Here is a 25,350-nt window from a genome sequence, read left to right on the forward strand (position 1 = left end):
ACTCTGGCGTGGTTTCGGAAAAGCCCGGATAGGCAAAAATCATTCCCATTCGATCGTGCCGGGCGGCTTGCTCGTCACGTCATAGACGACGCGATTGATGCCGCGCACTTCGTTGATGATGCGGGTTGCCGCGCGGCCAAGGAAATTCATGTCGTAGGGATAGAAATCCGCCGTCATGCCATCCACCGAGGTCACGGCGCGAAGCGCGCAGACGAAGTCATAGGTGCGGTAATCGCCCATGACGCCCACGGTCTGCACCGGCAGCAGCACGGCGAAGGCCTGCCAGATGGTGTCGTAGAGACCGGCCTTGCGGATTTCATCAAGATAGATCGCATCCGCCTTGCGCAGAATATCGAGCTTCTCGCGTGTGATCGCGCCGGGGCAGCGGATTGCAAGACCCGGACCCGGGAAGGGGTGGCGGCCGATGAAGCTGTCCGGCAGGCCGAGTTCGCGGCCGAGAGCGCGAACCTCATCCTTGAAGAGTTCGCGCAGCGGCTCAACGAGCTGCATGTTCATCCGCTCGGGAAGGCCGCCGACATTGTGGTGGCTCTTGATGGTGACCGAGGGGCCGCCGGAGAAGGAGACGCTTTCGATGACGTCAGGGTAAAGCGTGCCCTGCGCCAGGAAATTCGGTGCACCCTTGCCATCGGCAGCAATCTTGGCCGCTTCGGCCTCGAAGACCTCAATGAACAGGCGGCCGATGGTCTTGCGCTTCACTTCCGGATCGGAAACGCCCGACAGTTCGCCGAGGAACAGGTCGGCGGCATCCACATGCACCAGCGGAATATTGTAGTGGTCGCGGAACATGCCGACGACCTGCTCGCTTTCGCCAAGCCGCATCAGGCCATGATCGACGTAAACGCAGGTGAGCTGGTCGCCGATCGCCTCATGGATGAGGATGGCCGCAACCGAGGAGTCGACGCCGCCGGAAAGCGCGCAGAGCACGCGGCCGGTGCCGACCTGTTCGCGGATCTTGCGGATCATTTCGGCGCGATAGGCCGCCATCGTCCAGTCGGATTTGAGCCCGACGATCTTGTGCACGAAGTTGGAGAGCAGCTTGCCGCCGTCCGGCGTATGCACCACTTCCGGGTGGAACATGGTGGTGTAATAGTGGCGCGTCTCGTCCGCGGCGATGGCGAAAGGTGCGTTCTCAGAGGTTGCGATGACCTCGAAACCTTCCGGCAGCTTCGTCACGCGGTCGCCATGGCTCATCCAGACGGGATAGCTCTTGCCCTGCTCCCAGAAGCCTTCGAAAAGCGGGCTCGCCTTTTTGATGTCGATATCGGCGCGGCCGAATTCCGCCGCATGGCCACCCTCGACCACACCGCCGAGCTGCGTGCAGAGCGTTTGCTGGCCGTAGCAGATGCCGAGGATCGGAACCTTGCTGTCGAACACCGCCTGCGGTGCGCGCGGGCTTCCTTCCGCCGTCACGGATGCGGGGCCGCCGGAGAAGATCACGCCCTTGGGCTGAAGCTTCTCGAATGCCTCTGCAGCATTCTGGAACGGATGGATTTCGCAATAGACCCCGGCTTCGCGGATGCGGCGCGCAATCAGCTGCGTCACCTGGCTGCCGAAATCGATGATGAGAATGCTGTCGGGATGGGCTATCTGGGTCATGGCGAGCCTTTAAAGAAAATGGCGGCTTTAGGCAACCCGGAAGCGGGCGTCAAACAGCGGAAATTTGCGAAAATCGCAAGGTTCTAAAGGGCAATCACGCTGTCCTCGATGGCGCGGCAAAGCCGATGGACGGCATCCGCCAGCTTTTCATCGATGATGTGCAGGTACTCCGTCCAGTCGTCCACATGGTTCACATCCACCTTGCCATCGGAAATGCCGCGCAGACTGACGAGCGGTACGCCGAAGCGCTGGCAGGCTCTTAAAACCGCGAAGGTTTCCATTTCCACCATATCGGCGTCGATCAGCCCGTAGGCCTCACCCGAAACGACATTGGCGCCCGTGGAAAGCCGGGCCTCGGCAATTTCAGGTATTCGAAAAGGCAAGGCCACTTCGGCGGGCAGATCGAGCAGCGGCGTGCAGCCCTTTTCGAAACCGAAGGCGGAGGCGTCCATGTCGCGATAGGAAACCGAAATCGCCTGATAGATGCCGGTTTGCTCCAGCGTCCGCGAACCGGCGGAACCGAGCGAAACGACGAGGTCCGGCAGGTGATCGGCCGCATCGAGACCGGCAAGAACGGCCGTGACGGCAATCGCCGCCTCGACAGGGCCGATACCGGTCATCAGCGGCGCAATGCGTGCCTGGAGATGGGGACCGTATTCGGGGGAAGCCGCCATGACGAAGAGGACGGATTTATCCGCGACATGCAAAAGCCGGTAGCTCATCCGGTAATATCCTCGCGACCCTTCACCACCATCATCGTGCCCGTCATGGAGGCGATCAGCTTCGCCGGTCCGTCGGACAGCGCATAGGCGCGGCCATCGGCGACGATCAGATTGTTCCCTGGCTTGATGATCTCGCCGCGAAACAGGAACCGCTCACCGCGCCCGGGCGACATGAGGTTGACCTTGAACTCGATGGTCAGCAGCGAGGCTTCCGGCTCGATGATCGTATAAGCGGCGTAGGTGCAGGCCGTATCCAGACCGGCGGCGATGACGCCCGCATGCAATATGCCGTGCTGCTGCGTCAGCTTTTCATGAAAAGGGAGTTCGATTTCCACCAGCCGGTGTTCGATACGGCTGATCTCGGCGTTAATCGCCTGCACCACGCCCTGCCGCGCAAAACTTCTTTCTATCCGCTGACGAAAATCGCCGGGATCCGTGATCTCCATGGCCTACCTGCCTGCTTCTGCCTCATCGCAAACTGACATGGCGCGTGGCGGCAGGCAAGGCAAGGGCGGTGCGGGGATTTAGTTCAACATGCCGATGCTTGCATTCAGCACCGTGGCAAAGGCGACCCATACGGCATAGGGCACGAAAAGCCACATGGATATGCGGTCACGGCGGTAGGTGAGCGCCATAAAGGCGACGATGCAGATCAGCATCGGAACGATGATGACGAGCGCCCCCGCCGGGCTTTGCATTCCGAAAAAAATCGGAGACCACAGGAAGTTCAGCACCATCTGCGTGAACCACAGCCGCATGCGCGTTCCCATCGGCTTGCGGATCCATGTCCGCGCGCCGGCAATGCCGATCAGCACGTAAAGCGCGGTCCAGACGGGCCCGAAAATCCAGTTGGGCGGATTGAAGAAAGGCTTCTGCAGCGATTGATACCATTCGCCGGGCACATTGTTGACGCCGATCAGCGCCCCCACGGCAACAACAGCAACCACAAAAACGACATAGACGGCAAGGTTTCTCATGATCCGTCAAATGCGCCGGCCGTGCTTTTGTTCCCCTGTCTTTTCAGTATTTTAGCTGGACAGACGCACGATGTGCTGATCCCACGCCACGTCGCTGCGCCGGGTCTCGAAAAATCCGTCATAGGAAGAAACCGCAATGCCTCTCGCGGCGGGCGCGACGCCTGCCGCTTCCCGCACGGTCGTCTCTGAAACGACGCGCCCGGTTTTCGCATCCAGCGTCACGGCGGCGTTGCCGTTGGGCGATGTCAGGCCCACCAGCCCATCGCGCCGGTTGACGGCAATGGCCCCGACATAATTGGCAAGGCGCACCGTCGTTTCTTCCGGCAAATCGACGAAGGTGAGAGCTTCGCCCCTGGAGAAATGGCCGACAAGCGGCGGGAGATCGTTGCGCGGTCCCTCATATTGGCAGGCGAACCAGATACGCCCGTCATCGCCGAGATCGACATGGCGGGTGGAAAGCTGCCGCAGATGCGCCGGCATGGCTTGTTTCTGGATCACTTGCCCGGTCGCCGCATCCAGAAGCACGAGGGACGGCTGCATATTGTCGATATTGAGCTTGGTTCGGCCGAAATCCGGATGGGTTTCGATGCCGCCATTGGCGATCACGATCAGCCGCCCGTCATCGCTCACCGTCATGTCATGTGTGCCGATGCCTTGTGCATCATATTCGCCGATGCGGGTAAAGCCGTTGCGGGCGTCATAGAGCCCGATAACGCCGCGATTGCCGTCGAAGTCGTTTTCGCTGGCATAGAGGATTGCCCCGTTAGGGGAGAATTGCCCGTGGCCGTAGAAGTGGCGGTTTTCCGGCGTGTGCATCACGATCGGTTCGCCGCGTCGCGCGGGGTCGAAGGCCATGAAAAAGGTGCCGGGCCGGCGCGCAAACGCCACGGTCATGCCGGTTGCATGGCTCGTCGCCATTCCATGGGCGCGGGCAGGAAGCGCGACGCGGTCGATGATCTCGCCGCGTTCGCTTACCGTCGCAATGCCGTAGGACCCGTCACGGGCGCGGAAGGCGGAGGCAAAGACCGCGTCCGTCCGCTCCAGCGCATAAAGTGAACGGGGAGCCAGCGCGGCGAGGAAGGGAACTCCCGCCGCTTTGATGAAGCTGCGGCGATCTATCAGCATCCGTTTGGTGCCGGAGATCATCGGCTCAGTCCCCATCGGCGAAGGAGAAGCCGGAGCTGAGGCCGATCGCGCCGCCATATTGATCGTTCAAGCGGTAGATCAGGTCTTTGCCATTGAGCAGCAGATAATCCACCTTGGCGCGCTGATCGTCCTGATCCAGCGCCTTTTGCACATCCGTATTGATGGTCCCGGCAACGCGGATCATCGATTTGGCGATGAAATCGATGGAGTTGACGATGGAGCGCTGATCGGGCGGTACGAGTTCGACCATATCCGCCGTGTGCAGCAGGGTCTGAACCGCCTTGATATTGGTGGCAATGCTCTGCCATGTCAGGCCGGAGCGCCAATAAATGGCGGTGCGGGGAAATCTTGCCTTGTCCGGTCCCTTGTAGAAGGTTTCGATCCGCTGGTCGCGAATGGCTTCGGAGCCATGGACAAGAATGCCGAGCAGGGCGACCAGCGCCTCGCGCTCGTCACGAAAGACGGGGTTGTCCGCTCCGGGCTGCGTCCAGTTTTTCTGCGCGCCGTCAGTCGCATTCCAGCTGTCAGAAAGTTCCGTTGCCACATTGGCGATATTGCCGGCGATAGCGGCGCCATAGCGGCAGCGGAAATCACCCTTCCTGTCGAGCAACTCTTCCGCTCCGGTTCCGTAAAGCACGAACTCAAGAGCGCCGAGCCCCTGCGCCGCAACGCTCTTGCCGCTCAGGCCATCCGCACTCGTGACGCTTTCATCCTTTTCGGTGAGATAACGCTGCACCTGCTTCAGCCCGAGACCCTTCTTGTCGGGATAATAAAGCACGCGTTCGAAACGGTCCTTCTCGATGACAGGGCCGACACGCACGATCTCGATGGTCGACCAGCTTGACACCGTATCGACAAAGGCCGCCTTGGCCGCCGCTGCGGTCGTTTCGGAGGGAGCGGTGCAGAAAGCTTTCATGCGGCCTTCCAGCGTCTCCGCCGACTGCCGGAAGCGGTCATAGCCGGGACGGATGAAGCCGTTCACCGCCTTTTCCATCACGCCCCGCACCTGAACCGGGTCGAGCGGCGGCGGCGGCATCAGCTCCACATCCTGCGCCCTTGCCGGCGGCGTGGTCAGAAGCAGCAGCACGGACATGACGCCGGAAATTTTTCGCATGGCATTTTTCATCAAAGGGACTCCAGAAAGGCCAGCAAAGCCTGCCGGTCGGATTTTTGCAAGGCGGCAAAGGCGTCGCGCGCTTTTTGCCCTTCGCCGCCGTGCCACAATATCGCTTCCGTCAGGCTGCGCGCCCGCCCGTCATGCAGGTAAAAACCGTTGCCATTGACCTTTTGCGTCAGGCCTATGCCCCAGAGCGGCTGGGTTCGCCACTGCCGTCCGCTGGCTTCGCCCACCTGCTGGCCATCGGCAAGTCCTTCGCCCATGTCATGCAGCAGAAAATCGGAATAGGGCCAGATCAGCTGGAAAGAATGCATGGGGTCGGCGGTGTCGCGGCGTGTGACGAATTTCGGGGTGTGGCAGGCCGTACAGCCGGAGGCGTAGAAAAGCTGCTTTCCCCGCAGAACCGTCGGATCATCGACGTTGCGGCGTCGCGGCACGGCGAGGTTTTCGGTGTAGAAGGTCACGAGATCGAGAACCGGATCAGGCGCCTCCACCGGCCCGAGCCTCAGCTGCACGCCGGTCGGCATGGCAAGACAGTCCTTCTGGACACCGGTACAGTCGCCATAGGCATTCGGCGCATCCGGTGAGGAAATGCCGATATCGTGGGAGAAGGCGCTGGCGCTCTGGTCTCGCACGCTCGCATTCTGCGCTTTCCAGCCAAACCGCCCGAGTTTCACCTCGCCGGTCCGATGGTCTTTGACCCATGCGGGACGCCCGGCAATGCCGTCGCCATTGTTGTCGTCCGGGTCGGCCCTGGCCAGAATATCGGCCTCGGCAATGGCCTCGATCAGGCCAAGACCGAGGGTGGGCATGGCAATGCGCGCCGAAAGCGTCGTGTCGGCGCCAAGCGGACCATATTGCAGGTTCTCCACGGCATAGCTGGGCTTGCGCAGCATCACCACCTCACCATCCGCCAGCTGAACCGGCTCTTCCGTATAGGTGATGACCGGCTTGCCTTCGGCGGCGAGGCCGGGAATGGCCAGGTTCTGAAGCTGCCGGCCATAGGTATTATCGGGAAAATTTAAGGTCTGGTGGCTGGCAATGGCCTGTCGTTCGGGTTCATCACGGGCCGGTCGCGCCAGCCGCAGAAACAGCGAGACGGCGTCTTCTCCGGCAAGAGGCGGTCGACCCCTGCCATCCTTCACATGGCAGGTCTGGCAAGATCGAGCGTTGAAGAGCGGCCCGAGCCCGTCCGAGGCCTGTGTGGAGGAAGGAGAGGAGACCCAGAGCTTCTGGAACAGTGCATTGCCGAGCTTGAAATCCTGCTTCCGTTCGAGCGGCATTGTAGCGGAAGGATGGGAGAACGCGCCGCTGTCGGCCTTGCTGGTGCTGGTTGTTGCTCCGCCGGACATGGCTTCGAAAGGTTCCGGCCGGGTAAAATCTGCCGTTGGCGCAGTCACGGCCAGCACGCGGCTTCGATCTTTCTCCGTCAGATCGTTGCGCAGCGGTTCGGCAAGCGCCATCGACGCCACAAGGCAGGCTGCCCCGGCGAAGAAGAATGGCTTGCGGATCGGCGGCAGCAAAAATTGCATGACAATAAGGGCGGGTGAAAAGTAACGGGCCGCAGCGACCTGCGACCCGTTTTACCGCTTATTTGAAGACGGCGTTCGGATTGTCGAGGCTGTCGGAGCCTTCAAGCTCGATCTTGCCGAGATCGAGCGCCGCGATGACGCGTTCGACGGTCTTCGTCTGGTCGAGAAGGCCGTCGATGGCCGTCTGAACCACGGCGTTGCCTTCCTTGTTGCCTTCGCCAATCATCTGGTCATAGGCCTCGACGGTCTGCGCGCGCTTTTCCATGGCATGCATGGCGTCGAGCGTCTTGTTCAGCTTCGCCAGCATCTCGTCGTTCAGTGCCTTGTCCTTGGCGCCGACCAGTTCCGACAGCGAGGCGCCCGTCATCTTCGTTCCGTCCACGCGGGTATAGTCGCCGGTATAGGCCGAGGCGATGCCGATCGCGTCGTAAAGATGCGAATTGTACGTGTTGTCGGAGAAGCAATCATGCTCCTCTTCCGGATCATGCAGCAGAAGGCCGAGCTTCATGCGCTCACCCGCCAGCTCGCCATAGGAGAGCGAACCCATGCCGGTGAGAATGGCGGTCAGGCCCGCTTTCGGATCGGCTTCCACCGTTTTCGTGGCTTCGCCTTGCGGCGCCCAGGCATCCACCATCTCCTGAAGATCCTTGATCAGCAGGGTCGAGGCGGATTTCAGGTAATCGGCCCGGCGGTCGCAATTACCGTTCGTGCATTTCGCCTTGTCGTAATCGGTGTAGGGGCGGTTGCCTGCGCCCGGTCCGGTGCCGTTCAGATCCTGGCCCCAGAGCAGGAATTCGATGGCGTGGTAACCGGTCGTCACATTGGCTTCGACATCGCCCGCCTCGTGCAGGCTTTCGATCAGTTCCGGGGTAATCTTGGAGGCGTCGACCTCTTCACCGCTGATCTTGATCTTCGGATTGGCGATGATGTTGGCAACGTAAAGCTCGTTCTCGTCGCTTTCCGTGCCATAAGAACCGTCGACATAGTCGATCAGGCCTTCATCCAGTGGCCATGCATTCACCTTGCCTTCCCAATCATCGACGATCGGGTTGCCGAAACGATAGACTTCCGACTGCTGATAGGGAACGCGGGCCTTGATCCATGCTTCCCGGGCGGCCTTCAGGGTTTCTTCGCTCGGCGTTGCGATCAGCGCATCGATGGCCTTGTCCAGCGCCTTCGCCGTGGTCAGCGAATCCTCATATTTCGCATGCGCGACATCGGCATAATGCTTGACGACGGCGGCCGCGTCGGTGGCGGCCCGGGCGGGAAGCGCGGTGAACGCCGCAGATGCGGCAAGAAGCGCAAAAGAAGCGCTGAGAATGGTTTTGCGGATCATGATCCCTCTCCTTCGGCAGGCGTGAAATGACTTCGCGCCGCGGCAAGCGAGTTCTGACCCAATCACAAACTTGTGTCAAACATTCTAGTTTAGAATGCTTTGAAACAAGACCTGGTGTTGTTTTCCAAGTAAAATCAGTGCTTGCAAAGACGGTGTTATGCTTTGCGTTTCATCAAGCAGAAGAAGAAGCCATCCGTATCTGTGGTTGCAGGCGTCAGCGTCACTGTCTTGCCGTCGGAAGAATGCGGTTTATTCGCGTTGCCGCCGAAAGTCGTCTGCCAGCGTTCCAGTGCGGAGCCGATGGAAAATTCCGGATTTTCCGCGCAGAAACGCCTTACCTGCTGTTCGTTTTCTTCGGGAAGTACGGAACAGGTGACATAAAGCAGCTCGCCGCCCGGGCGTACGAACCCCTTGGCCTGCGAAAGCGCCTCGCCCTGCTGCTGTACGCGCTCTTCCAGATTGCGGGCCGTCAGCCGCCATTTGGTGTCGGGCCGGCGGCGCCATGTCCCGGTGCCGGTGCAGGGCGCGTCGACCAGAACGCGGTCGAACTTCTCCTGAAACGGCGTAAGGCCGGAGGCGCGGTCGTGCACCTGCACATTTCGCGTGCCAGCCCGCTTCAGCCGTTCGATGATCGGCGCAAGGCGCTTGCGGTCGGCGTCGAAGGCGTGGACCTGGCCCTTATTGTTCATGCTGGCCGCCATGGCCAGCGTCTTGCCGCCGCCGCCGGCGCAATAATCGAGGATCTGTTCGCCTTCATGCGCGCCGGCAAGATCGGCAACGATCTGGGAGCCTTCGTCCTGTACTTCGAACCAGCCCTTCTGGAAGGAAAGTTCGGCGGTAACGTTCGGCAGGCGAGAAGGACCTTCGCCGGCGGGAATGCGCACGCCCTGTCGGGCGATATGCGTGGCTTCCGCGCCGCTTTCCTCCAGAGCCTTCAGCACCTTGTCACGCGTCGCTTTCAAGGTGTTGGCGCGCAGATCAAGCGTGGGCCGCTCGTTCAGGGCCTGCGCCTCGGCGAGCCAGCGATCGCTAAAGGCGGTTTCGAAGGAGGATTGCACCCATTCGGGTATGTCGCCCTGAATATGGGCCGGTGCATCGCTGAGGGAACGGGACAGAAAGGCCTGCTGCCTTTGTTCATCCGGTGCGGCGGGGGCGAATTTGTCGCCGTCGAATTCCGCCGAAAGGTCCGAAAAGCTTTTGCCCCATTGGCGCAGCAGCACGGCATAACCAAGCGAGGCAGCGCTGTCGTCATCCATCAGCCAGGCGTGCGACAGTTTCATGCGCAGCGCGTCATAGACGATGTTGCCGATTGCAGCCCTGTCGCCGGAGCCGGCGAAACGATGGGCAAGGCCCCAATCTTTCAGAGCATCGGCGACGGGACGCCTGCGTCCCTCAATATCCGCCAATACTTCGATTGCTCCGGCCAAACGCCCGCCTAAACGCATTGTCTACCTCGTTCTTGTGCTAAGCCCGGTTGGTAGACGCGAATGGCGGCGAGGGCAAGGCTCAATCGGCCTTGACGACCTCGTAGCAGACCTTGGCGGTGCCGGAGTTGATCATGCCGATGTTCTTGGCGGCTGCCTTGGAAAGATCGAGAACGCGGCCCTTGATGAACGGCCCACGGTCATTGATGCGCACCACAACGGCCTTGCCATTGCGCGCATTGGTCACCTTGACCTTGGTGCCGAACCGCAGCGAGCGGTGGGCGGCGGTCAGGTTGGCGGCGTTCATGCGCTCGCCCGAAGCAGTCTTGGAGGTCAACGCATACCACGATGCGCCTCCACAACCATTTGCCGCATTCGCCTGAAGAGGCGCAATGATGGAACAGGCGGCGATAGTTGCAGCGGTGAAAGTTATACGACGGATATTCAACAAACTGTGCTTCCCTGAAAATCGGCCCCGCGCCGATTGATTGTGCCCTTGCTAAACGGCCATGAACTGGCCTGAACGCCTTTTGATGCGAGATTGTAGGGCGAGGGAAAAATGGCGAAAAAAAGCTGACCTCAAATCACGAACTGTTACAGTATGTAATATTCGTGATCGTTAGCCGGAAAGCTGTCGGCAGGGCGTCCCGGCCAAAAGCTGGAAAAAATAACGCAGAATCAATGGATAACGGAAATGCTGTTGCGGGTCACGGCTTCGTGAATCCAGTTCACGAAATGTGAGTGAAATATTTTTCTAATGACTACGATTTTAGTGATTTTTGGACGGTTAATAAAATCCTAATTGGCTGAAATAAGACGAAAACCATCCGCAAAAGCGGGATTGGAAGGATTTTTCATCGCTTTTCGAGAGGGAATTTTTCAGCCTCGCCAGAGGCCGTTTTCCCACAATTGTCTCAGGGAGAACCTGTACTCCGGGAAGCGGAAATCGAAGCCGAGATTGCGTATTCTGGCGTTGGAAACGCGCTTGTTCTCGCCATAAAAAGAGCGCGCCATCGGCGTCAGATCGGCGGTCTCGAAGGCCTGCTCGGGTGGCGGTTCCACCCCCATCAATGCTGCTGCGAAACTCACCACATCCTGCGGCGGGCAGGGTTCGTCGTCGGTCACGTTGAAGATGCCGCGTTCGTTTTTCCGTGCCAGAAAGGCAAGTGCGGCACCGATATCCTCGACCCGGATGCGATTGAACACCTGGTCCTTCTTCACCAGCCGCCGCGCCGTTCCTTTCTCGAAATTCATGAAGGCATTGCGTCCGGGGCCGTAAATTCCGGAAAGGCGCAGGATGGCAAGCGGCACATCCGCCTTTTCCGCTGCCGCAGTCCAGGCGGTTTCCGCAGCCACCCGTTCCACGGATCGCGCGGAGACCGGGCGGCAGGGCGTTGTCTCGTCCACCCAGGCGCCGCCATGGTCGCCATAAACGCCGACGGTGGAAAGATAAGCGACCCATTTCAGATTGGGCGTGAGCTTTTTCAGATCGCCACCCAGAAGCGCAAGCAGCGGATCGCCATCCTTGCCCGGCGCGACGGATTGTACGAGATGCGTGATGTTGCCCATTGCGGCGACGAGTTCGTCATTGAGCTGAACGCCATCAAAGAGGAAGGGCGTCATGCCTGCGGCGGTGAGGTTTGGAAACTTGTCCTGACTGCGTGTGGTGCCGGAAACGCTTGCTGCTTCGGTTCTCAGCGCGTTAGCGATGGCTTTCCCAGAATATCCCGCGCCAAAAATCATCACATGCATGCGTCACGCCTCTGCCAGTTGCCATTCCATTTCCGCCTCCGGATCAGGCTCCGGCGCGCGACCGGCAGAGTATGTACGGAATTCGTCCCTGTCCATAAGCCGCGACAAAGCCCACGCGGCCATGCCGCGTACTTCGGGCGAAGGGTCGGTTTCGGCAAGCGCCTTGCATCGTTCCACGAATTGCCGGTCGGCCGAGTTGCCCGCCGCGATCAGCACATTGCGGATGAAGCGATTGCGGCCGATGCGCTTGACGGGTGAGCCGCTGAAGAAACCGCGAAAGGCTGCGTCATCGAGCGTGAGCAGGAAGGCGATGGAGGGTTCCTTCAGATCCTCGCGCGCCTGCAATTTCATCTCGGAGGCGCTCGCTGCAAACTTGTTCCACGGACAGGCGGCAAGACAGTCGTCGCAGCCATAGATGCGATTGCCGATCATCGGCCGGAATTCGTGCGGGATCGGCCCCTTGTGCTCGATGGTGAGATAGGAGATGCAGCGGCGCGCATCCAATTGATAGGGCGCGGGGAAAGCGGCCGTCGGACAGGCATCGAGACAGGCGCGGCAGGAGCCGCAATGGTCCCTTTCAGCCTCGTCAAGACAGAGTTCGGCCGTGGTGAACATGCTACCGAGAAACAGCCACGAACCATGGGTGCGGCTGACAAGGTTGGTATGCTTGCCCTGCCAGCCGAGACCGGCGGCGGCGGCAAGCGGTTTTTCCATTACCGGTGCGGTATCGACAAAGACTTTCACATCCTCGCCGGCGCGCGCGGCAAAACGGGTAGCGATTTCCTTCAGCCGCCCCTTGATGATGTCGTGATAATCGCGATTGCGGGCATAGACCGAAATGGCCGCCTTGTCGGGTTTGGAAAGCAGGTCGCGTGGGTCTTCCTCGGGGCCGTAGTTCAGCCCGAACATGACGATGGAGCGCACGTCTCCCCAGAGCGTTTTCGGCTCTGCCCGGCGGGCCTCGGTTTCCTCCATCCACGCCATCGTACCGTGATAGCCATTGTCGAGAAACTGTCTCAGCCGTTCGGGTGCGAGCGGAATGCTGTCCGGCGCGGTGATGCGACACAGATCGAAGCCGAGCGAAAGCGCTTCCTGACGAACGAAGTCCGTCAGTTTACGCGCGCGTATTCGCTGCTTTTCGCTCGCGACGTCGATGGTCGTTTCTCCTGCGGGTTATTCTGCGGCATATATAATGCATGTCGCCCGAAAGTGTGCAGCGGTTTCGGGACAACGACATGCTTTAGATACAGCCGCAGGCCACAGCAAATAACCGGGAGAGCAGACCTCAGAAGTCCAGATCGGCGTAGTGGGAGGAAGGGGCAAGGCGCGGAATGCGTTCGCTGAGGAACGGCCGGAAGGAAGGACGGGATTTCACCCGCTGATACCATTCCTTGGCAATCGGCGCTTCGAGCCAGTTGATCTCACCGAGATAATCCAGCACCGAGACCGCGGCCGCAGCGGCAAGATCGGCATAGCTCAACCGGTCGCCGGCAAGCCAGGTGCGTGAGCCAGCCAGCCATTCCAGATATTTGATGTGCTGGCGAATGTTGTTGCGGGCCGTGCGCAGCAGCTTGGAATCCGGCGGTCCGCCACCCTGCGCCGCCGTCATCTGCAATTTATAGACCCTTTCCCGCACCAGCGGCCGGGTCACGTCGTTTTCCATTTTCTGCAGAAACCATTCCGTCAGCCGGCGGATTTCCGCGCGCTGAAACGGGTCTTCGGCGAGAAGCCGACGGTCGCGCTTCAGAACCCCATGCGTTTCGTCAAGAAATTCCGCAAGCACATAGGGCCCGCTCAGCGAGCGCATATTGTCGTCCAGATAGACCGGCAGGGTGCCGGCCGGATTGAGCGCCAGAAACTCCCGCCGTCTTTCCCACGGCTGCTCCTCCACGAGATCGGTCTGGAACCCGTATTCTGCGAGGATCAGACGAACGAACCGGGATGCGGTCGACATCGGAGAGTGATAGAGAGTTGGCATCGGTACTCAATTTTTACGATTGGTTGTCATGATCGGCATTTGCCGAAAAACTTTTTCAGTTTCGCTTCATCAAGACGCTATAAGAGCTTGGCTACTTTAAAACAAGTTTAACGCAATTGCCTTCCATTGCCACTTTCCCCTAAAAGAAGGATACCTCATGGGTGACCAATCGATCATCAGCGCGCTTCTGCTGGGCATTATCGAGGGTCTGACGGAGTTCATTCCCGTCTCCTCAACGGCGCACGTGCTGCTGGCCGGGCATTTCCTCGGCTTCAAATCACCCGGCAACACCTTTGCCGTTCTTATTCAGCTTGGTGCGATCCTTGCGATCCTTCTTGTTTATTTTCAAAAGCTTGTGTCGATTGCGCTCGCTCTGCCGACAAGCGCGAAAGCGCGCCGCTTCGTGCTGGCCGTCGCTCTCGCTTTCCTGCCGGCGGCGATAATCGGCGCTGTGGCGCATGATTTCATCAAGACCGTGCTGTTTGAAACGCCGATGCTCATCTGCGTGGTGCTGATCATCGGCGGCGTCATTCTGCTCGGCGTCGACCGCATGCCGCTGAAGCCGAAATATACCGACATTATGGATTATCCGCCGTCGCTTGCCTTCAAGATCGGCCTCTTCCAGTGCCTTGCGATGATTCCCGGCACGTCGCGGTCCGGCGCCACAATCGTCGGGTCGTTGCTGATGGGAACGGACAAGCGCTCCGCCGCCGAATTTTCGTTCTTCCTGGCGATGCCGACCATGCTGGGTGCTTTCACGCTCGATCTTTACAAGAACCGCGATGCACTGAGCTTCGATGACGGTGCGCTGATCGCCGTGGGTTTCATCGCCGCTTTCGTCTCCGGCCTCTTCGTTGTTCGCTCCCTGCTGGATTTCGTATCGCGGCGGGGCTTTGCACCCTTCGCCTGGTGGCGCATCGCCATCGGTTCGCTGGGACTGGTGGCACTTCTGGTTCTGGGTTGAATCAGGGGCGGGAATAATCTCCGCCCGCGACGAACGAACAGAAAAAGAAAAAGCGCCCCCGGAGAACCGGCGGCGCTTTTTCTTTGAAACTTTTAAAGGCCGATCAGTTGGTGCTGATCGAAGCCGTTGCGCAGGGGTCGACGCCATAGGCGGGAGCGCAACCGCTCTTGCCCGCTGCAACCGTTCCCGGCGCCATAAAAGAACCCGCCAGAACCACCAAAGCCGCACACGCAAAAAAGAGTGCGATAGATCTGCCCATTTTATGATTGCCTTTCAGACGTTCGTTCGCGCGGATCATGCCGCCGTGTGTGAATTGAGTGGTCGGGATATGTTTGGAATGTGGCGAATATCAATAAAGCAGCTTGTTGAATACCGGGTTAATACGAAGTCTTTTCCACAGTTGCGCTTGTGCCACGCTTGCCTGTGGAGGCCGGACGACCGTTAGCTTTTACCCGGCTTTGCAAAACAGCCCTGTTTCATTCAACACCTCCCCTGCAGTTGAGGGGAAAATGCACGAATAGCGGTTTGGTTGCGATTGAATTGCGCAAAAACAAAAAGCGGGAATGGCTCCCGCTTTGTTGTGTTCGATGAGGCTGAAGGTGGGCTTCAGGCCGCTTTTCCGGCATTGGAGAACTGGCCGTGCGGGCGGTATTGCACCATGTAGGAAGGCAGAATGGACGCGACGCGAACGGGGGTGATGCCAATGCCTTCCAGTGTCAGGCCGTTCTTTTCGGCGTCGGTGGAAACGACATTGTCCTTTTTCAGCATGGTCACCTGATCGGGCGTCAGCGGCGGCGCAATCAGCGGCGCCATTGAAGCGATCTTGCCAATCATGGACGCGACGCTGAAGGGCAGGTTGACGAAGGGACGCTCCCGGTAGGTCGCGGCAAGAACCGCCTCGAGACAGTCACGGAATGTCATGACATCCTGACCGCCGAGTTCATAGATCGCGCCGGGTTTCAGCTTGCCATCGACGCCAAGGGCGACGGCTTCCGCGACATCCTCGACATAGACCGGCTGGAACCTGGTTTTCCCGCCACCGATCAGCGGCAGGAACGGCATGCTGCGGGCCATTTTTGCGAACTTGTTGAAGAAATCGTCTTCCGGTCCAAAAATGATCGACGGGCGCAGGATCACGGCGCCAGGCAGAATGGAATGGATGGCGGCCTCGGCGCGGCCCTTGGTGCGGCCATAACCGGTCGGCGAACCGGCATCCGCGCCGATGGCGGAAATATGCGTCAGCGTGGCGCCAGCATCGCGGGCCGCCTCGGCAATGGCTTTCGCGCCGAATTCCTGTACGGCGTCAAAGGTGTTCCGGCCGCTTTCGGTCAGGATACCGACGCAATTGACCACATGGTCGGCGTCTTCCACGGCTTTAACGATGGAATCGCGATAACGCAGGTTCGCCTGGGCGAAGGAAATCTGGCCGACATTGCCGAGCGGCTGCAGGAAACCGGCGAGATCCGGGCGGCGAACGGCGACGCGGATGCGGTAACCGCGCTTCGCAAGTATCCGCACGACATGCCGCCCGACAAAACCCGAACCGCCGAAAACGGTGACGAGGGGTGGAAGGTTGGCCAAGGTCATGGGAGGCTCCTCAGAAGCTGTCGATAAAGCGTTTTTCAGTCTCTTAGCCCAAAGCCGCGCGCGCGTGAAGAGATGTTGTCGCGAGGCTGGAAGACGGTTTGGGAAATGCGGTTGACGGACGTCAAATTCCTTCGACGATCATCATCTCCGCATCCGCGACTTCCTGGCGGATTTTGGCCGCGGCCTGATATTCGGGAGAATTATAGCAGTCGATGGCGTGCTGCACCGACGGGAACTCGATGATGACGTTGCGCGCACGCGCCTTGCCCTCCAGCTCGGTCAGCGCGCCGCCACGGGCCAGGAAATTGGCGCCGAACCGCTCGAAAGCGGGCTTAGCCGTCGTGACATAGTCCTTGTAACGCTCACTATCGCGCACATCGACGCGGGCGATCCAATATCCCTTTGCCATTTCATCTCCTCCGATTGTCGTTACTGATTGGCCGGAAAGCTGGCGCGCAGCATGTCGTCAAGAATGGCGCGGGCCGCCGCTTTCGGGTCTTCCGCCCTGACGATCGGGCGGGCGACCACCAAATGGCTCGATCCGGCCTTGATGGCGTCGTAGGGCGTCATCACCCGCTTCTGATCGCCGAGATCCGCGCCGGCCGGGCGAATGCCGGGGGTGACGACGGCAAGGTCCGGGCCGAGGATTTCGCGCACGGCGGTCGATTCTTCCGCCGAACAGACGATGCCGCCCATGCCAGCCTCGCGTGCCTGCTCCGCCCGGCGCAGGACCAGCGAACGGGCGTCAGAGGCATAACCCGCCTCGGCGAGATCGACGTCGTCCATCGACGTCAGCACGGTGACGCCCAGCAGGCAGAGACCGGAGCCTTCGGCGGCCTTGACGGCGGCGCGCATCGCTTTGGGATAGGCATGCAGCGTCAGCATCGACATGCCCATGCGGGCGATGTTTTCGACACCGGAGGCGACGGTATTGTCGATATCGAGCAGTTTCATGTCGAGAAAGACCTTCTTGCCGCTCTGGACAAGGTCGCGCGCGAATTCGAGACCGCCGGCAAAGCCCAGCTGATAACCGATCTTGTAGAACAGAACCTCGTCGCCGATTTTCGACACGATGTCTTCGGCTTGCTGCACAGTCGGAACATCCAGCCCGACGATGAGTTTTTCGCGCGCGGTCATTGTCTTATCCCTGCCATGTTTCCATTGCCGTCCAGTCGCATGTGGGGGACGCGGCTGCAAGTGAAAAGTCGGCGATGGAGAAGCGAAAGAGATTGCCGCCGCCGGGCGGCTGGTCCTTGCTGCGGCTGATGCCGCGGCCTTCGATATGGCATTTCAGAAGCGTACCCACGCCACCATGGCCGACAAAGGCAATCGGCTGCTGCGGGTCGTGCCGGTCAAGAACCGCTTTGACCGCCCTGACGATCCGCGTCTGAGCGTCGATTGCACGCTCCCAGCCGTGAAAGCTTTCCTCGGGATGGGCGAAGAACCAGTCCGCCGCCTTTTCGAACTCCGGCGGCGGCAGAAAGCCGGTGGCGGACCGGTCGTTTTCATGCATTGCCTCGACGATGTCCATTTCCGCCCCGGAGGTTTCAGCCAGGATGCGGGCGGTTTCGATCGCCTTGGTCTCGGCGCTGGAAACGATGCGGCGTAATGACCGCGCCCAGGGCAGGCGGCTTGCCTCGCGCGTCCGCTCGGCACCCCTGTCCGAAAGCCCCCATTCGGGAACGGGAACAGCCGGATCGATCTTGACCTGGGGGTGGGTGATGTAGAGCGCATGCATGGCAATCGGTCCTCAAGGTCGATGGAAAGGGCAAATCGACACCCTAACCATTCGTCACGACCGGGAAATGACGAGTTCCCGCACTCTGTCGAAGATCAGGCCCGCGTATAGGTCCACAATTGCGCCGGCGGAATATTGCGCACGATGAAATCGAAATGGCGGATGTGGTAGAGATGCGGCTGCGCGACGATGGGGGAAATCGGACCGTAGGATATCTGCACGACGGGGCGGCCATGGGGCACGCGCTCCAGCAATTCGTCGAGAAGCTTGATACGGGCGGCCATGGGGAAATTCAGCATCGGCACGGCGGAAACGACGCTGTCGAACATCTGGCCCTTGTGTTCGCCAAGCGTCGCATCGAGATCGAAGGCGTCGCCATTGACGAAATTGACGCCCGGATAGCTCCTGAGGAGCTGATTGTAGAAATCGGTCGAATATTCGATGGCGGTCAGGTTCTCCGGCTTGATGCCGCGCGCCAGAATGGCCTTGGTGATGACGCCCGTGCCCGGGCCGAGTTCGAGAACCGGCAAGCCGGAATGGGGATTGATGACACTCGCCATTTTTTTCGCCGTGATGGACGATGTCGGTACAATGGCCCCGACTTTTTTCGGCTGGCTGACCATGCCCTTGAAAAAGCGGATTTCTTCTTCAAATTTCTGTTCAAGCCGTTGCTTCAGGTTAAGTGCCATAGTTCCCTCAGATGCTTTTGGTCATTGTCAAAAAACTGTTACGCAATGTTGATCCCATTTGGCGCAAAAACAAGGCAAAATGTCGTAACTGGAAAAATTCGCTTACGGTTTGAAATACACCGTCGCCGAATCAAAAAAAGCCGGTGAAGCGTTCCACCGGCTTTTTTGATGAAACCTGCAAAAAAGTCCCGTTTCAAACGCGCATCGGCATCAGAACATAAAGCGCATCGTCGCCAGCGGTGTCGCGAACGAGCGTCGGCGAGCCGGCGTCGGCCAGCAGGAAAATCGCGTCGTCGCCGGAAAGCTGCGAGGTGATGTCGAGGAGATATTTGGCGTTGAAGCCGATTTCCATCGAATCATTGTCGTAACCGACAGCTACTTCTTCCGTAGCACTTCCCGAATCCGGGTTGTTGACGGTCAACGTCAACTGGCCGTTGGTGAGCGCGAGCTTCACGGCGCGGCCGCGCTCGGAAGAAATGGTCGAGACGCGGTCGACAGCCTGCGCGAAGGTCTGGCAATCGACCCGCATTTCCTTGTCGTTGCCGGTCGGGATCACGCGCTGATAATCCGGGAATGTGCCGTCGATCAGCTTCGAGGTCAGAACGACCGAACCGATGGTCAGGCGGATTTTCGCATCCGAGACTTCGACGGTCACTTCCAGCTCGGGGTTGTCCATCAGCTTCTGCAACTCGCCGACGGTCTTGCGCGGAATGATGATGCCCGGCATGCCTTCGGAACCGGAAGGCGCATCCACATCGGCGCGCGCCAGGCGGTGGCCATCGGTCGCGACGGCGCGCAGCTTCAGGTCGCCATTGCTTTCGATGGTATGGAAGAAAATGCCGTTCAGGTAATAACGCGTTTCTTCGGTCGAGATCGCAAATTGCGTCCGGTCGATCAGCATCTTCAGATCGGTCGCCTTCAGTTTGAAGGTGTGGCTGAAGGTGCCGGCCGTGAGGTCGGGGAAGTCCCCTTCCGGCAGGCATTGCAGCGAGAATTTCGAACGGCCGGAGGCAACCGTCATCGATGAGCCGTCCGGATTGGTGGCCAGAAGCACTTCGGAACCGTCCGGCAGCTTGCGCACGATTTCATAAAGCAGATGCGCCGGCACGGTGGTGGCGCCTGCCTGCTCCACCATGGCCGGTGTCGCTTCGGTGATTTCGAGATCGAGGTCGGTCGCCTTCATGTCCAGATTGGCGCCGGATGCGCGCAGCAGGACGTTGGACAGGATCGGGATCGTGTTGCGTCGCTCGACGACCCGGTGGACGTGGTTCAGCGATTTCAGAAGGTTCGACCGCTCAAGAGTAATACGCATGGACGCTACCGCTTTCAACCGTTGCGAACCGGCCACCGCCGGATCGGCAAGAAGAGTCTTCACCGGCCAGAAAGCCGGATAATGTGGACGGGCAAAATGGCAGAGTTATTGCAGGAAATGCAAGAGCCGAGTGCATCTGCCGCGGGTCATTTTGCTGCTATACAGCATGATCCACAGGCTGGGGGCGTCCGTGGACCTTGTTCGCCGGTTTTCTATTGCCCATAAAGAGAGGAAACCAGAGCGACCGGCCGCGAATAATCGGCCAGAATGATTGGAAGCCGTGTGACGGAAGAAATATCGAACAGCGACTTGAGAGATGCAACAAAGAGCTTCAGGATCGGCACGGCCACCATTCCGGCCCGGCCGCTGGAGCCTGCGCTTTATCTCGTGGCTACGCCCATCGGCAATCTTGGCGATATCACCATCCGCGCGCTGGAAACGCTGGCCTCGGCCGATGTTCTCGCCTGCGAGGATACCCGCGTCACCCGCATCCTGCTCGAACGTTACGGTATTCGCACCCGCCCGCTCGCCTATCATGAGCACAATGCAAACGAAGCGGGGCCGAAGCTCATTGCAGCGCTTGAGGCAGGAAAATCCGTGGCGCTGGTCTCGGATGCCGGAACGCCGCTCGTTTCCGATCCCGGTTACCGCCTCGGCCAGCTCGCGCTCGAGGCCGGGCATCGTGTCGTGCCGGTGCCGGGAGCATCCGCGCCGCTCGCCGCCCTCGTGGGTTCGGGAATGCCGAGCGATGCTTTCCTGTTTGCGGGCTTCCTGCCGGTGAAGGATCGCGGCAAGCGCGACCGTTTTGCCGAACTCGCAAAAATCCCGGCCACCTTGATCTTCTTTGAATCGCCGCATCGCATCGGCGCTTCCGTCAAGGTGGCGTCCGAAGTTCTTGGCCACGACCGCCGCGCCGTGGTCTGCCGCGAGCTGACCAAGACCTTCGAGGAGTTCCGGCGCGGCACGCTTGGCGAGCTTGCGGATTATTACGGTGGTGACCGTGTGGTGAAGGGTGAGATCGTGCTTCTGGTGGAGCCGCCCTCTTATGACGAGATTCCCGATATCGAGGATGTCGAGAAGCTGCTGAAGGACCTCGTCGCCACCATGCCCGCCGCCAAGGCGGCAGGCGAAGCCGCCAAGCTGACGGGCCTGCCGCGCAAGGAGCTTTATCAAAGGCTGCTGGATATGAAGGAAACGGATGGCCGCTGACGGGCGAAGCAATAACAGGCGCAAGGCCGAGCGACGCGGCCATGCCGCGGAATATTGGGCGGCACTTTATCTGCTGCTGAAGGGATATCGCATCCTCGCCATTCGTTATCGTACCCGGCTGGGGGAAATCGATCTCATCGCCCGCAAGAAGGACCTCGTCGCCATTGTCGAGGTCAAGGCGCGAACGTCCGGCGAAGGTGCCGTGGATGCCGTCGGTTTCCATTCGCAGCAACGCATTCGGGCGGCGGCCGATCTGTGGCTCGCCCGTCGCAAGGATGCCGCGCGCTTTTCGCTGCGTTTCGATATCATCGCCGTTTTGCCACGACGCCTGCCGCAGCATTTTATCGACGCCTTTTAAAGGGGAGGGAAACATGTCCACCGAGCGGGAAAAAATGGCCGCGGGCGAATGGTACAGCTGCATGGATGCCGAGCTGGATATATTGCGCTGGCGGGCACGAGGGGCCGTCCACCAGCACAATACGATGCCGCCGGATGAGCGCGGGGCAGTGGCCCCGTTGCTAAGGGCTCTGTTCGCTTCTGTTGGTGAAGGGGCATTTATCGAAGCGCCGTTTCATTGCGCTTACGGCTTCAACATCACACTTGGTAAAAATGTTTATCTCAATGCCGGCTGCACCATTCTGGATTCCGCGAAAGTTACGATAGCCGACGGCGCGATGCTCGGGCCTGCGGTGCAGATCTATTGTGCGGAACACCATCTGGACCCGGTGCCGCGAGCGCAAGGCATTGAAATCGCAAAGCCCGTGACGATCAGCCGTGATGTCTGGATCGGCGGCGGAGCGATCGTTCTGGCTGGCATCACTATTGGTGACGGCGCGATTGTCGGCGCCGGTTCGGTGGTGACGCGCAATGTGCCGCCGGGCGTGACGGTGGTCGGAAATCCGGCTCGGCCGATAAAGCGCATGACCGACTGAGATTTTCGTCAGTCGCTGTAATAAATCTGACATGGAACTGTCAAAGAGGCGTCATGGAACGTCTCTATTCGCATCCTCATCCCAATAAATGGTGGAGAGGATTTAGTAATGTTGAAGAAGATTTCCATGGCCGCAGTGGCCGTCAGCATTTCGGCGACGTCTTCCATGGCTGCTACCAACATCACCTGGTGGCACGGCATGGGCGGCCGCAATGGCGAAGTCATCAACGAAGTCGCCCAGAAGTTCAACGAAGCCCAGAAAGAATGTGCTCTGACGCCGGTTTCCAAGGGCTCCTACGAAGAAGCCCTGGCCAGCGGCATCGCTGCTTTCCGCTCTGGCGAACAGCCGAACATCCTCCAGGTTTTCGATGCTGGCGCCGCGACCATCATCAACGCCAAGGGCGCTGTCATTCCTGCCGAAGATCTCATCAACAAGGCCGGTTACAAGTTCGACCGCGATGCCTTCATCAACGGCGTGCGTTATTTCTACGCTGCCGCTGACGGTAAGTTCGTCGGCATGCCGTTCAACTCCTCCGCTCCCATCATGTACGTCAACGACGAAGCCCTGAAAAAGGCCGGCGTCGAAGCGCCGAAGACTTGGGAAGAGTTCGAGCAGGTTGCGCCGAAGCTGAAGGAAGCCGGCTACATTCCGCTCGTTCAGTCGCAGCTCACCTGGCAGTTCACGGAGAACTTCTTCTCCCGCAACAACATCCAGTTCGCCACCAACAATAACGGCTATGACAGCGTCACCGACACCAAGCTCAAGGTCACCGACCCGAACCTCGTCATGATGTTCGACAAGCTGAAGGACTGGAAGGACAAGGGCCTGTTCGCCTATTACGGCGCCGGCTGGAACGACAACCAGAAGCCGTTCGAAGAAGGCAAGGTCGCGTTCTGGATCGGTTCTTCGGGCTCCTTCGGCGGCCTGCAGAAGACGGCGACCATGCCGTTCTCGGCAACCTTCCTTCCTTACTGGGGCTCCATCAAGGGCGCTGGCACCAACTCCTTCATCGGAGGCGCTGCGCTCTTTGCAATGTCGGGCAAGTCTGAAGCCGAAAACAAGTGCGTGGCCGACTTCTTCCAGTTCCTGACCTCGCCGGAAATCCAGGTCTTCTACCACAAGGCAACCGGTTACGTCGCCATCACCAAGGCGGCTTACGAAAAGGCCAAGGCTGAAGGCTTCTACAAGGAAAAGCCGGTCGCGGAAGTCGGTATCCAGCAGCTCTCGCTGCCGGGCGGCGAATGGTCCAAGGGCTACCGCCTCGGCTTCTACCCGCAGATCCGCTCCGTCATGGAGCGCGAATATAACCGCATCTTCTCCGGCGAAGTGACCCCGAAGGCCGCTTTCGAGATCATCGAGAAGGAAGGCAACGACCTGCTCGCCCGTTTCGCCAAAACGGCCGGCTGATCGTCTGTTTCGAAACCAATGACCATTGCCGAGCCTCCTTTCTCACGGAAGGGAGGCTCGCTCTCGGATAAGGAAGCGCAAGCGTGGCCTATACATCGTCTCAACCGCGCCGGTTTTTGTCCGGCTGGTCCGCAAAGGCTGGAAAGCCAGCCAAACCTGCCGACGCCGGCATGAAGCGCGTGCAGTTCTCCTCGTCCTACGTACCTTACCTGTTTCTGGCGCCGCAGCTTGCGGTGATTTTCATCTTCTTCTACTGGCCATCGGTTCAGGCCATACATTCGTCCTTCTATATCGAAGACCCGTTCGGTTTTGGCGCTTCCTTCGTCGGACTTGCCAATTATTCGGATGCGATCTTCAGCCCCGAATATCTCAGCATCGCCAAATTCACGGTTGTCTTCACCGTGCTGGTCACCTTCTTTTCGCTGGCGCTCGGCCTGCTGCTCGCCGTCAAGGCCGACGCGGTCATTCGCGGCAGCTCGACATACAAGACGCTGCTGATTTCCGTGTATGCCATCGCGCCGCCGGTCGCCGGTCTCATCGGAATGATGTTTTTCGACCAGCATATTGGCCCCTTCGTGAAGATGGCCGCATTCCTCGGCTGGGACATGAAGGTCGGCCTCAATTATTTCGATACGGCCTTCGCCATGATCGTTGTCGCGGTCTGGAAGCAGATCCCTTACAACTTCATTTTCTTCCTCTCCGGTCTTCAGGGCGTTCCGGTCTCCGTGCGGGAAGCCGCCGCCATCGACTGCCGTTCTGGCTTTCGCCGGTTCTGGACGGTGATCATGCCGCTTCTGGCGCCCACGGCCTTCTTCCTGCTGATCATCAACATCACCTATGCACTCTTCGACACGTTCGGCGTCATCGACGTGATGGTGAAGGACAAGGCTGCCAACAACCCGATCACGCTGGTCTACAAGGTGTTTCTGGATGGTTTCCGCGGCAATGACATCGGTGGCTCTTCGGCCCAGTCCGTCATCCTGATGCTGGTCGTCTTCGTTCTCACCATCATCCAGTTCCGCTTCATCGAAAAGCGCATCCATTACAATTGAGGGAAAAGACCATGTACAAGACAAAACCCCTCGATCATCTGGTGCTGATCATCGGCGCGCTGTTCCTGATCTTGCCGGTCATCGTGGCCTTCATGACCTCCACCCACACCGCTGCGGAAATCCACCGCAGCGGTCTGACGATGGTTCCCGGCGACAATTTCATCGAGACTTATGAAAAGGTTCTGACCCAGAAGGGCGGCTTCACCGGGCAGATCACGGGTCTCAACATGGTGCTGAATTCGTTGATCCTCGGCATCGGTTTTGCCGTCGGCAAGATCGTCCTGTCGATGACGGCGGCCTATGCGATCGTTTATTTCCGGTTCCGGTTCGCAACGCTCGCCTTCTGGATCATTTTCACCACGCTGCTTCTGCCGCTCGAAGTGCGCATCATGCCCTCCTACGAGGTGATGAGCAAACTCGGCCTTCTGAACTCCTATACCGGCCTCATCGTGCCGCTTCTCGCTTCGGCGACGGGCACCTTCTATTTCCGGCAGTTCTTCAAATCCGTGCCGGAGGAGTTGCTGGAGGCTGCCCGCATTGACGGCGCAGGGCCGGTGAAATTCTTCATCGACGTTCTCATCCCGCTGTCCCGCACCATGATGGCGGCGATCTTCATCATCATGTTCGTTTACGGCTGGAACCAGTATCTCTGGCCCATGCTGATGACGACGGATGAGGGCTTCTTCACCCTGATGCGCGGTATCAAGTCGATCCTGCAGGTCTGGGTCGGTTCGCAAATTCCCGATTACAACGAAGCTTTCGCGCTCGCCGTGCTGGCCATGCTGCCGCCGGTGCTGATCGTCGTCATTTTCCAGCGCTGGTTCATCAAGGGCCTGACCGAAAGCGATAAATAAGGAGA

At 59.5% G+C, this 25,350-nt stretch carries 26 protein-coding genes; 7 read left to right on the forward strand and 19 right to left on the reverse strand.

Going from position 1 to position 25,350, the window contains the following annotated elements:
• Positions 1-39 precede the first annotated feature (39 nt).
• The 13 genes from guaA to ACQZ40_RS01240 form a co-directional block, all read right to left on the reverse strand.
• Positions 40-1,617 (reverse strand): glutamine-hydrolyzing GMP synthase, encoded by a 1,578-nt coding sequence (gene guaA, locus ACQZ40_RS01180; protein WP_020812399.1) that lies wholly within the window; start codon positions 1,615-1,617, stop codon positions 40-42.
• Between the two features lie 83 nt (positions 1,618-1,700).
• The gene (locus ACQZ40_RS01185; RefSeq protein ID WP_078051370.1) at positions 1,701-2,339 is read right to left on the reverse strand and encodes a 5'-methylthioadenosine/S-adenosylhomocysteine nucleosidase; all 639 of its coding nucleotides are present in this window, start codon (positions 2,337-2,339) and stop codon (positions 1,701-1,703) included.
• Positions 2,336-2,785: a PaaI family thioesterase gene (locus ACQZ40_RS01190; RefSeq protein ID WP_003520131.1), complete on the reverse strand. Its 450-nt coding sequence runs from the start codon at positions 2,783-2,785 to the stop codon at positions 2,336-2,338. The genes ACQZ40_RS01185 and ACQZ40_RS01190 overlap by 4 nt, the downstream gene beginning before the upstream one ends.
• A 78-nt stretch (positions 2,786-2,863) precedes the next feature.
• Complete coding sequence (locus ACQZ40_RS01195) at positions 2,864-3,316, reverse strand: TspO/MBR family protein (RefSeq protein ID WP_065654613.1); 453 nt, start codon at positions 3,314-3,316, stop codon at positions 2,864-2,866.
• 51 nt (positions 3,317-3,367) lie between these two features.
• A complete protein-coding gene (locus ACQZ40_RS01200) occupies positions 3,368-4,462 on the reverse strand; it encodes a DUF1513 domain-containing protein (protein WP_174035483.1) in 1,095 nt (364 codons plus the stop codon).
• A gap of 4 nt (positions 4,463-4,466) precedes the next feature.
• Complete coding sequence (locus ACQZ40_RS01205) at positions 4,467-5,588, reverse strand: imelysin family protein (protein ID WP_271044833.1); 1,122 nt, start codon at positions 5,586-5,588, stop codon at positions 4,467-4,469.
• On the reverse strand, positions 5,588-7,111 hold the full coding sequence (locus ACQZ40_RS01210; RefSeq protein WP_448747251.1) for a di-heme oxidoreductase family protein: 1,524 nt from the start codon (positions 7,109-7,111) through the stop codon (positions 5,588-5,590). The genes ACQZ40_RS01205 and ACQZ40_RS01210 overlap by 1 nt, the downstream gene beginning before the upstream one ends.
• Positions 7,112-7,169: 58 nt before the next feature.
• Complete coding sequence (locus ACQZ40_RS01215; protein WP_433822077.1) at positions 7,170-8,447, reverse strand: imelysin family protein; 1,278 nt, start codon at positions 8,445-8,447, stop codon at positions 7,170-7,172.
• 155 nt (positions 8,448-8,602) lie between these two features.
• Positions 8,603-9,892: an RsmB/NOP family class I SAM-dependent RNA methyltransferase gene (locus ACQZ40_RS01220; protein WP_080855840.1), complete on the reverse strand. Its 1,290-nt coding sequence runs from the start codon at positions 9,890-9,892 to the stop codon at positions 8,603-8,605.
• 61 nt (positions 9,893-9,953) lie between these two features.
• Positions 9,954-10,322: a septal ring lytic transglycosylase RlpA family protein gene (locus ACQZ40_RS01225; protein ID WP_059759243.1), complete on the reverse strand. Its 369-nt coding sequence runs from the start codon at positions 10,320-10,322 to the stop codon at positions 9,954-9,956.
• Positions 10,323-10,750: 428 nt separating this feature from the next.
• Positions 10,751-11,623, reverse strand: a complete 873-nt coding sequence (locus tag ACQZ40_RS01230; protein WP_448747252.1) for an SDR family oxidoreductase — start codon at positions 11,621-11,623, stop codon at positions 10,751-10,753.
• A 3-nt stretch (positions 11,624-11,626) separates the two neighbouring features.
• Positions 11,627-12,778 carry a tRNA epoxyqueuosine(34) reductase QueG gene (queG, locus tag ACQZ40_RS01235; protein ID WP_125145207.1) on the reverse strand — a complete coding sequence of 384 codons (1,152 nt, stop codon included), beginning with the start codon at positions 12,776-12,778 and terminating at the stop codon, positions 11,627-11,629.
• 130 nt (positions 12,779-12,908) lie between these two features.
• Positions 12,909-13,601 carry a glutathione S-transferase family protein gene (locus ACQZ40_RS01240; RefSeq protein ID WP_003520121.1) on the reverse strand — a complete coding sequence of 231 codons (693 nt, stop codon included), beginning with the start codon at positions 13,599-13,601 and terminating at the stop codon, positions 12,909-12,911.
• Positions 13,602-13,758: 157 nt separating this feature from the next.
• On the opposite strand from ACQZ40_RS01240, the gene ACQZ40_RS01245 reads away from it, so the two are divergent.
• Positions 13,759-14,565, forward strand: a complete 807-nt coding sequence (locus ACQZ40_RS01245; RefSeq protein ID WP_433822074.1) for an undecaprenyl-diphosphate phosphatase — start codon at positions 13,759-13,761, stop codon at positions 14,563-14,565.
• Positions 14,566-15,171: 606 nt separating this feature from the next.
• Here ACQZ40_RS01245 and ACQZ40_RS01250 read toward each other — a convergent pair.
• The 6 genes from ACQZ40_RS01250 to dnaN form a co-directional block, all read right to left on the reverse strand.
• Entirely contained in the window at positions 15,172-16,152 is a 981-nt protein-coding gene (locus ACQZ40_RS01250) for a complex I NDUFA9 subunit family protein (RefSeq protein WP_448747253.1), read from the reverse strand.
• Between the two features lie 121 nt (positions 16,153-16,273).
• Positions 16,274-16,561: a DUF1330 domain-containing protein gene (locus tag ACQZ40_RS01255; protein ID WP_065654603.1), complete on the reverse strand. Its 288-nt coding sequence runs from the start codon at positions 16,559-16,561 to the stop codon at positions 16,274-16,276.
• Positions 16,562-16,581: 20 nt separating this feature from the next.
• Entirely contained in the window at positions 16,582-17,289 is a 708-nt protein-coding gene (pyrF, locus tag ACQZ40_RS01260; RefSeq protein WP_448747254.1) for an orotidine-5'-phosphate decarboxylase, read from the reverse strand.
• Between the two features lie 4 nt (positions 17,290-17,293).
• Entirely contained in the window at positions 17,294-17,890 is a 597-nt protein-coding gene (locus ACQZ40_RS01265; protein ID WP_448747255.1) for a histidine phosphatase family protein, read from the reverse strand.
• A gap of 95 nt (positions 17,891-17,985) precedes the next feature.
• Entirely contained in the window at positions 17,986-18,579 is a 594-nt protein-coding gene (pmtA, locus tag ACQZ40_RS01270) for a phospholipid N-methyltransferase PmtA (RefSeq protein WP_271044838.1), read from the reverse strand.
• Positions 18,580-18,772: 193 nt separating this feature from the next.
• Positions 18,773-19,891, reverse strand: a complete 1,119-nt coding sequence (gene dnaN, locus ACQZ40_RS01275; protein WP_065654600.1) for a DNA polymerase III subunit beta — start codon at positions 19,889-19,891, stop codon at positions 18,773-18,775.
• A 267-nt stretch (positions 19,892-20,158) separates the two neighbouring features.
• Here dnaN and rsmI point away from each other — a divergent pair, with 267 nt between their 5' ends.
• From rsmI to ugpE, 6 genes are all read left to right on the forward strand, one after another.
• Positions 20,159-21,100 (forward strand): 16S rRNA (cytidine(1402)-2'-O)-methyltransferase, encoded by a 942-nt coding sequence (rsmI, locus tag ACQZ40_RS01280; RefSeq protein ID WP_065654599.1) that lies wholly within the window; start codon positions 20,159-20,161, stop codon positions 21,098-21,100.
• The gene (locus tag ACQZ40_RS01285) at positions 21,090-21,458 is read left to right on the forward strand and encodes a YraN family protein (RefSeq protein ID WP_065654598.1); all 369 of its coding nucleotides are present in this window, start codon (positions 21,090-21,092) and stop codon (positions 21,456-21,458) included. The genes rsmI and ACQZ40_RS01285 overlap by 11 nt, the downstream gene beginning before the upstream one ends.
• A 13-nt stretch (positions 21,459-21,471) precedes the next feature.
• Positions 21,472-22,032, forward strand: coding sequence for a sugar O-acetyltransferase (locus ACQZ40_RS01290; protein ID WP_078051355.1), 561 nt, complete (start codon positions 21,472-21,474; stop codon positions 22,030-22,032).
• A 108-nt stretch (positions 22,033-22,140) separates the two neighbouring features.
• Positions 22,141-23,439 (forward strand): extracellular solute-binding protein, encoded by a 1,299-nt coding sequence (locus ACQZ40_RS01295; protein ID WP_078051354.1) that lies wholly within the window; start codon positions 22,141-22,143, stop codon positions 23,437-23,439.
• A gap of 83 nt (positions 23,440-23,522) precedes the next feature.
• On the forward strand, positions 23,523-24,491 hold the full coding sequence (locus tag ACQZ40_RS01300; protein ID WP_170985783.1) for an ABC transporter permease subunit: 969 nt from the start codon (positions 23,523-23,525) through the stop codon (positions 24,489-24,491).
• An 11-nt stretch (positions 24,492-24,502) separates the two neighbouring features.
• Complete coding sequence (gene ugpE, locus ACQZ40_RS01305; RefSeq protein WP_003520108.1) at positions 24,503-25,345, forward strand: sn-glycerol-3-phosphate ABC transporter permease UgpE; 843 nt, start codon at positions 24,503-24,505, stop codon at positions 25,343-25,345.
• The last annotated feature ends 5 nt before the right edge of the window (positions 25,346-25,350 follow it).

The sequence above is a fragment of the Agrobacterium sp. 16-172Ci genome (genome assembly GCF_053522725.1).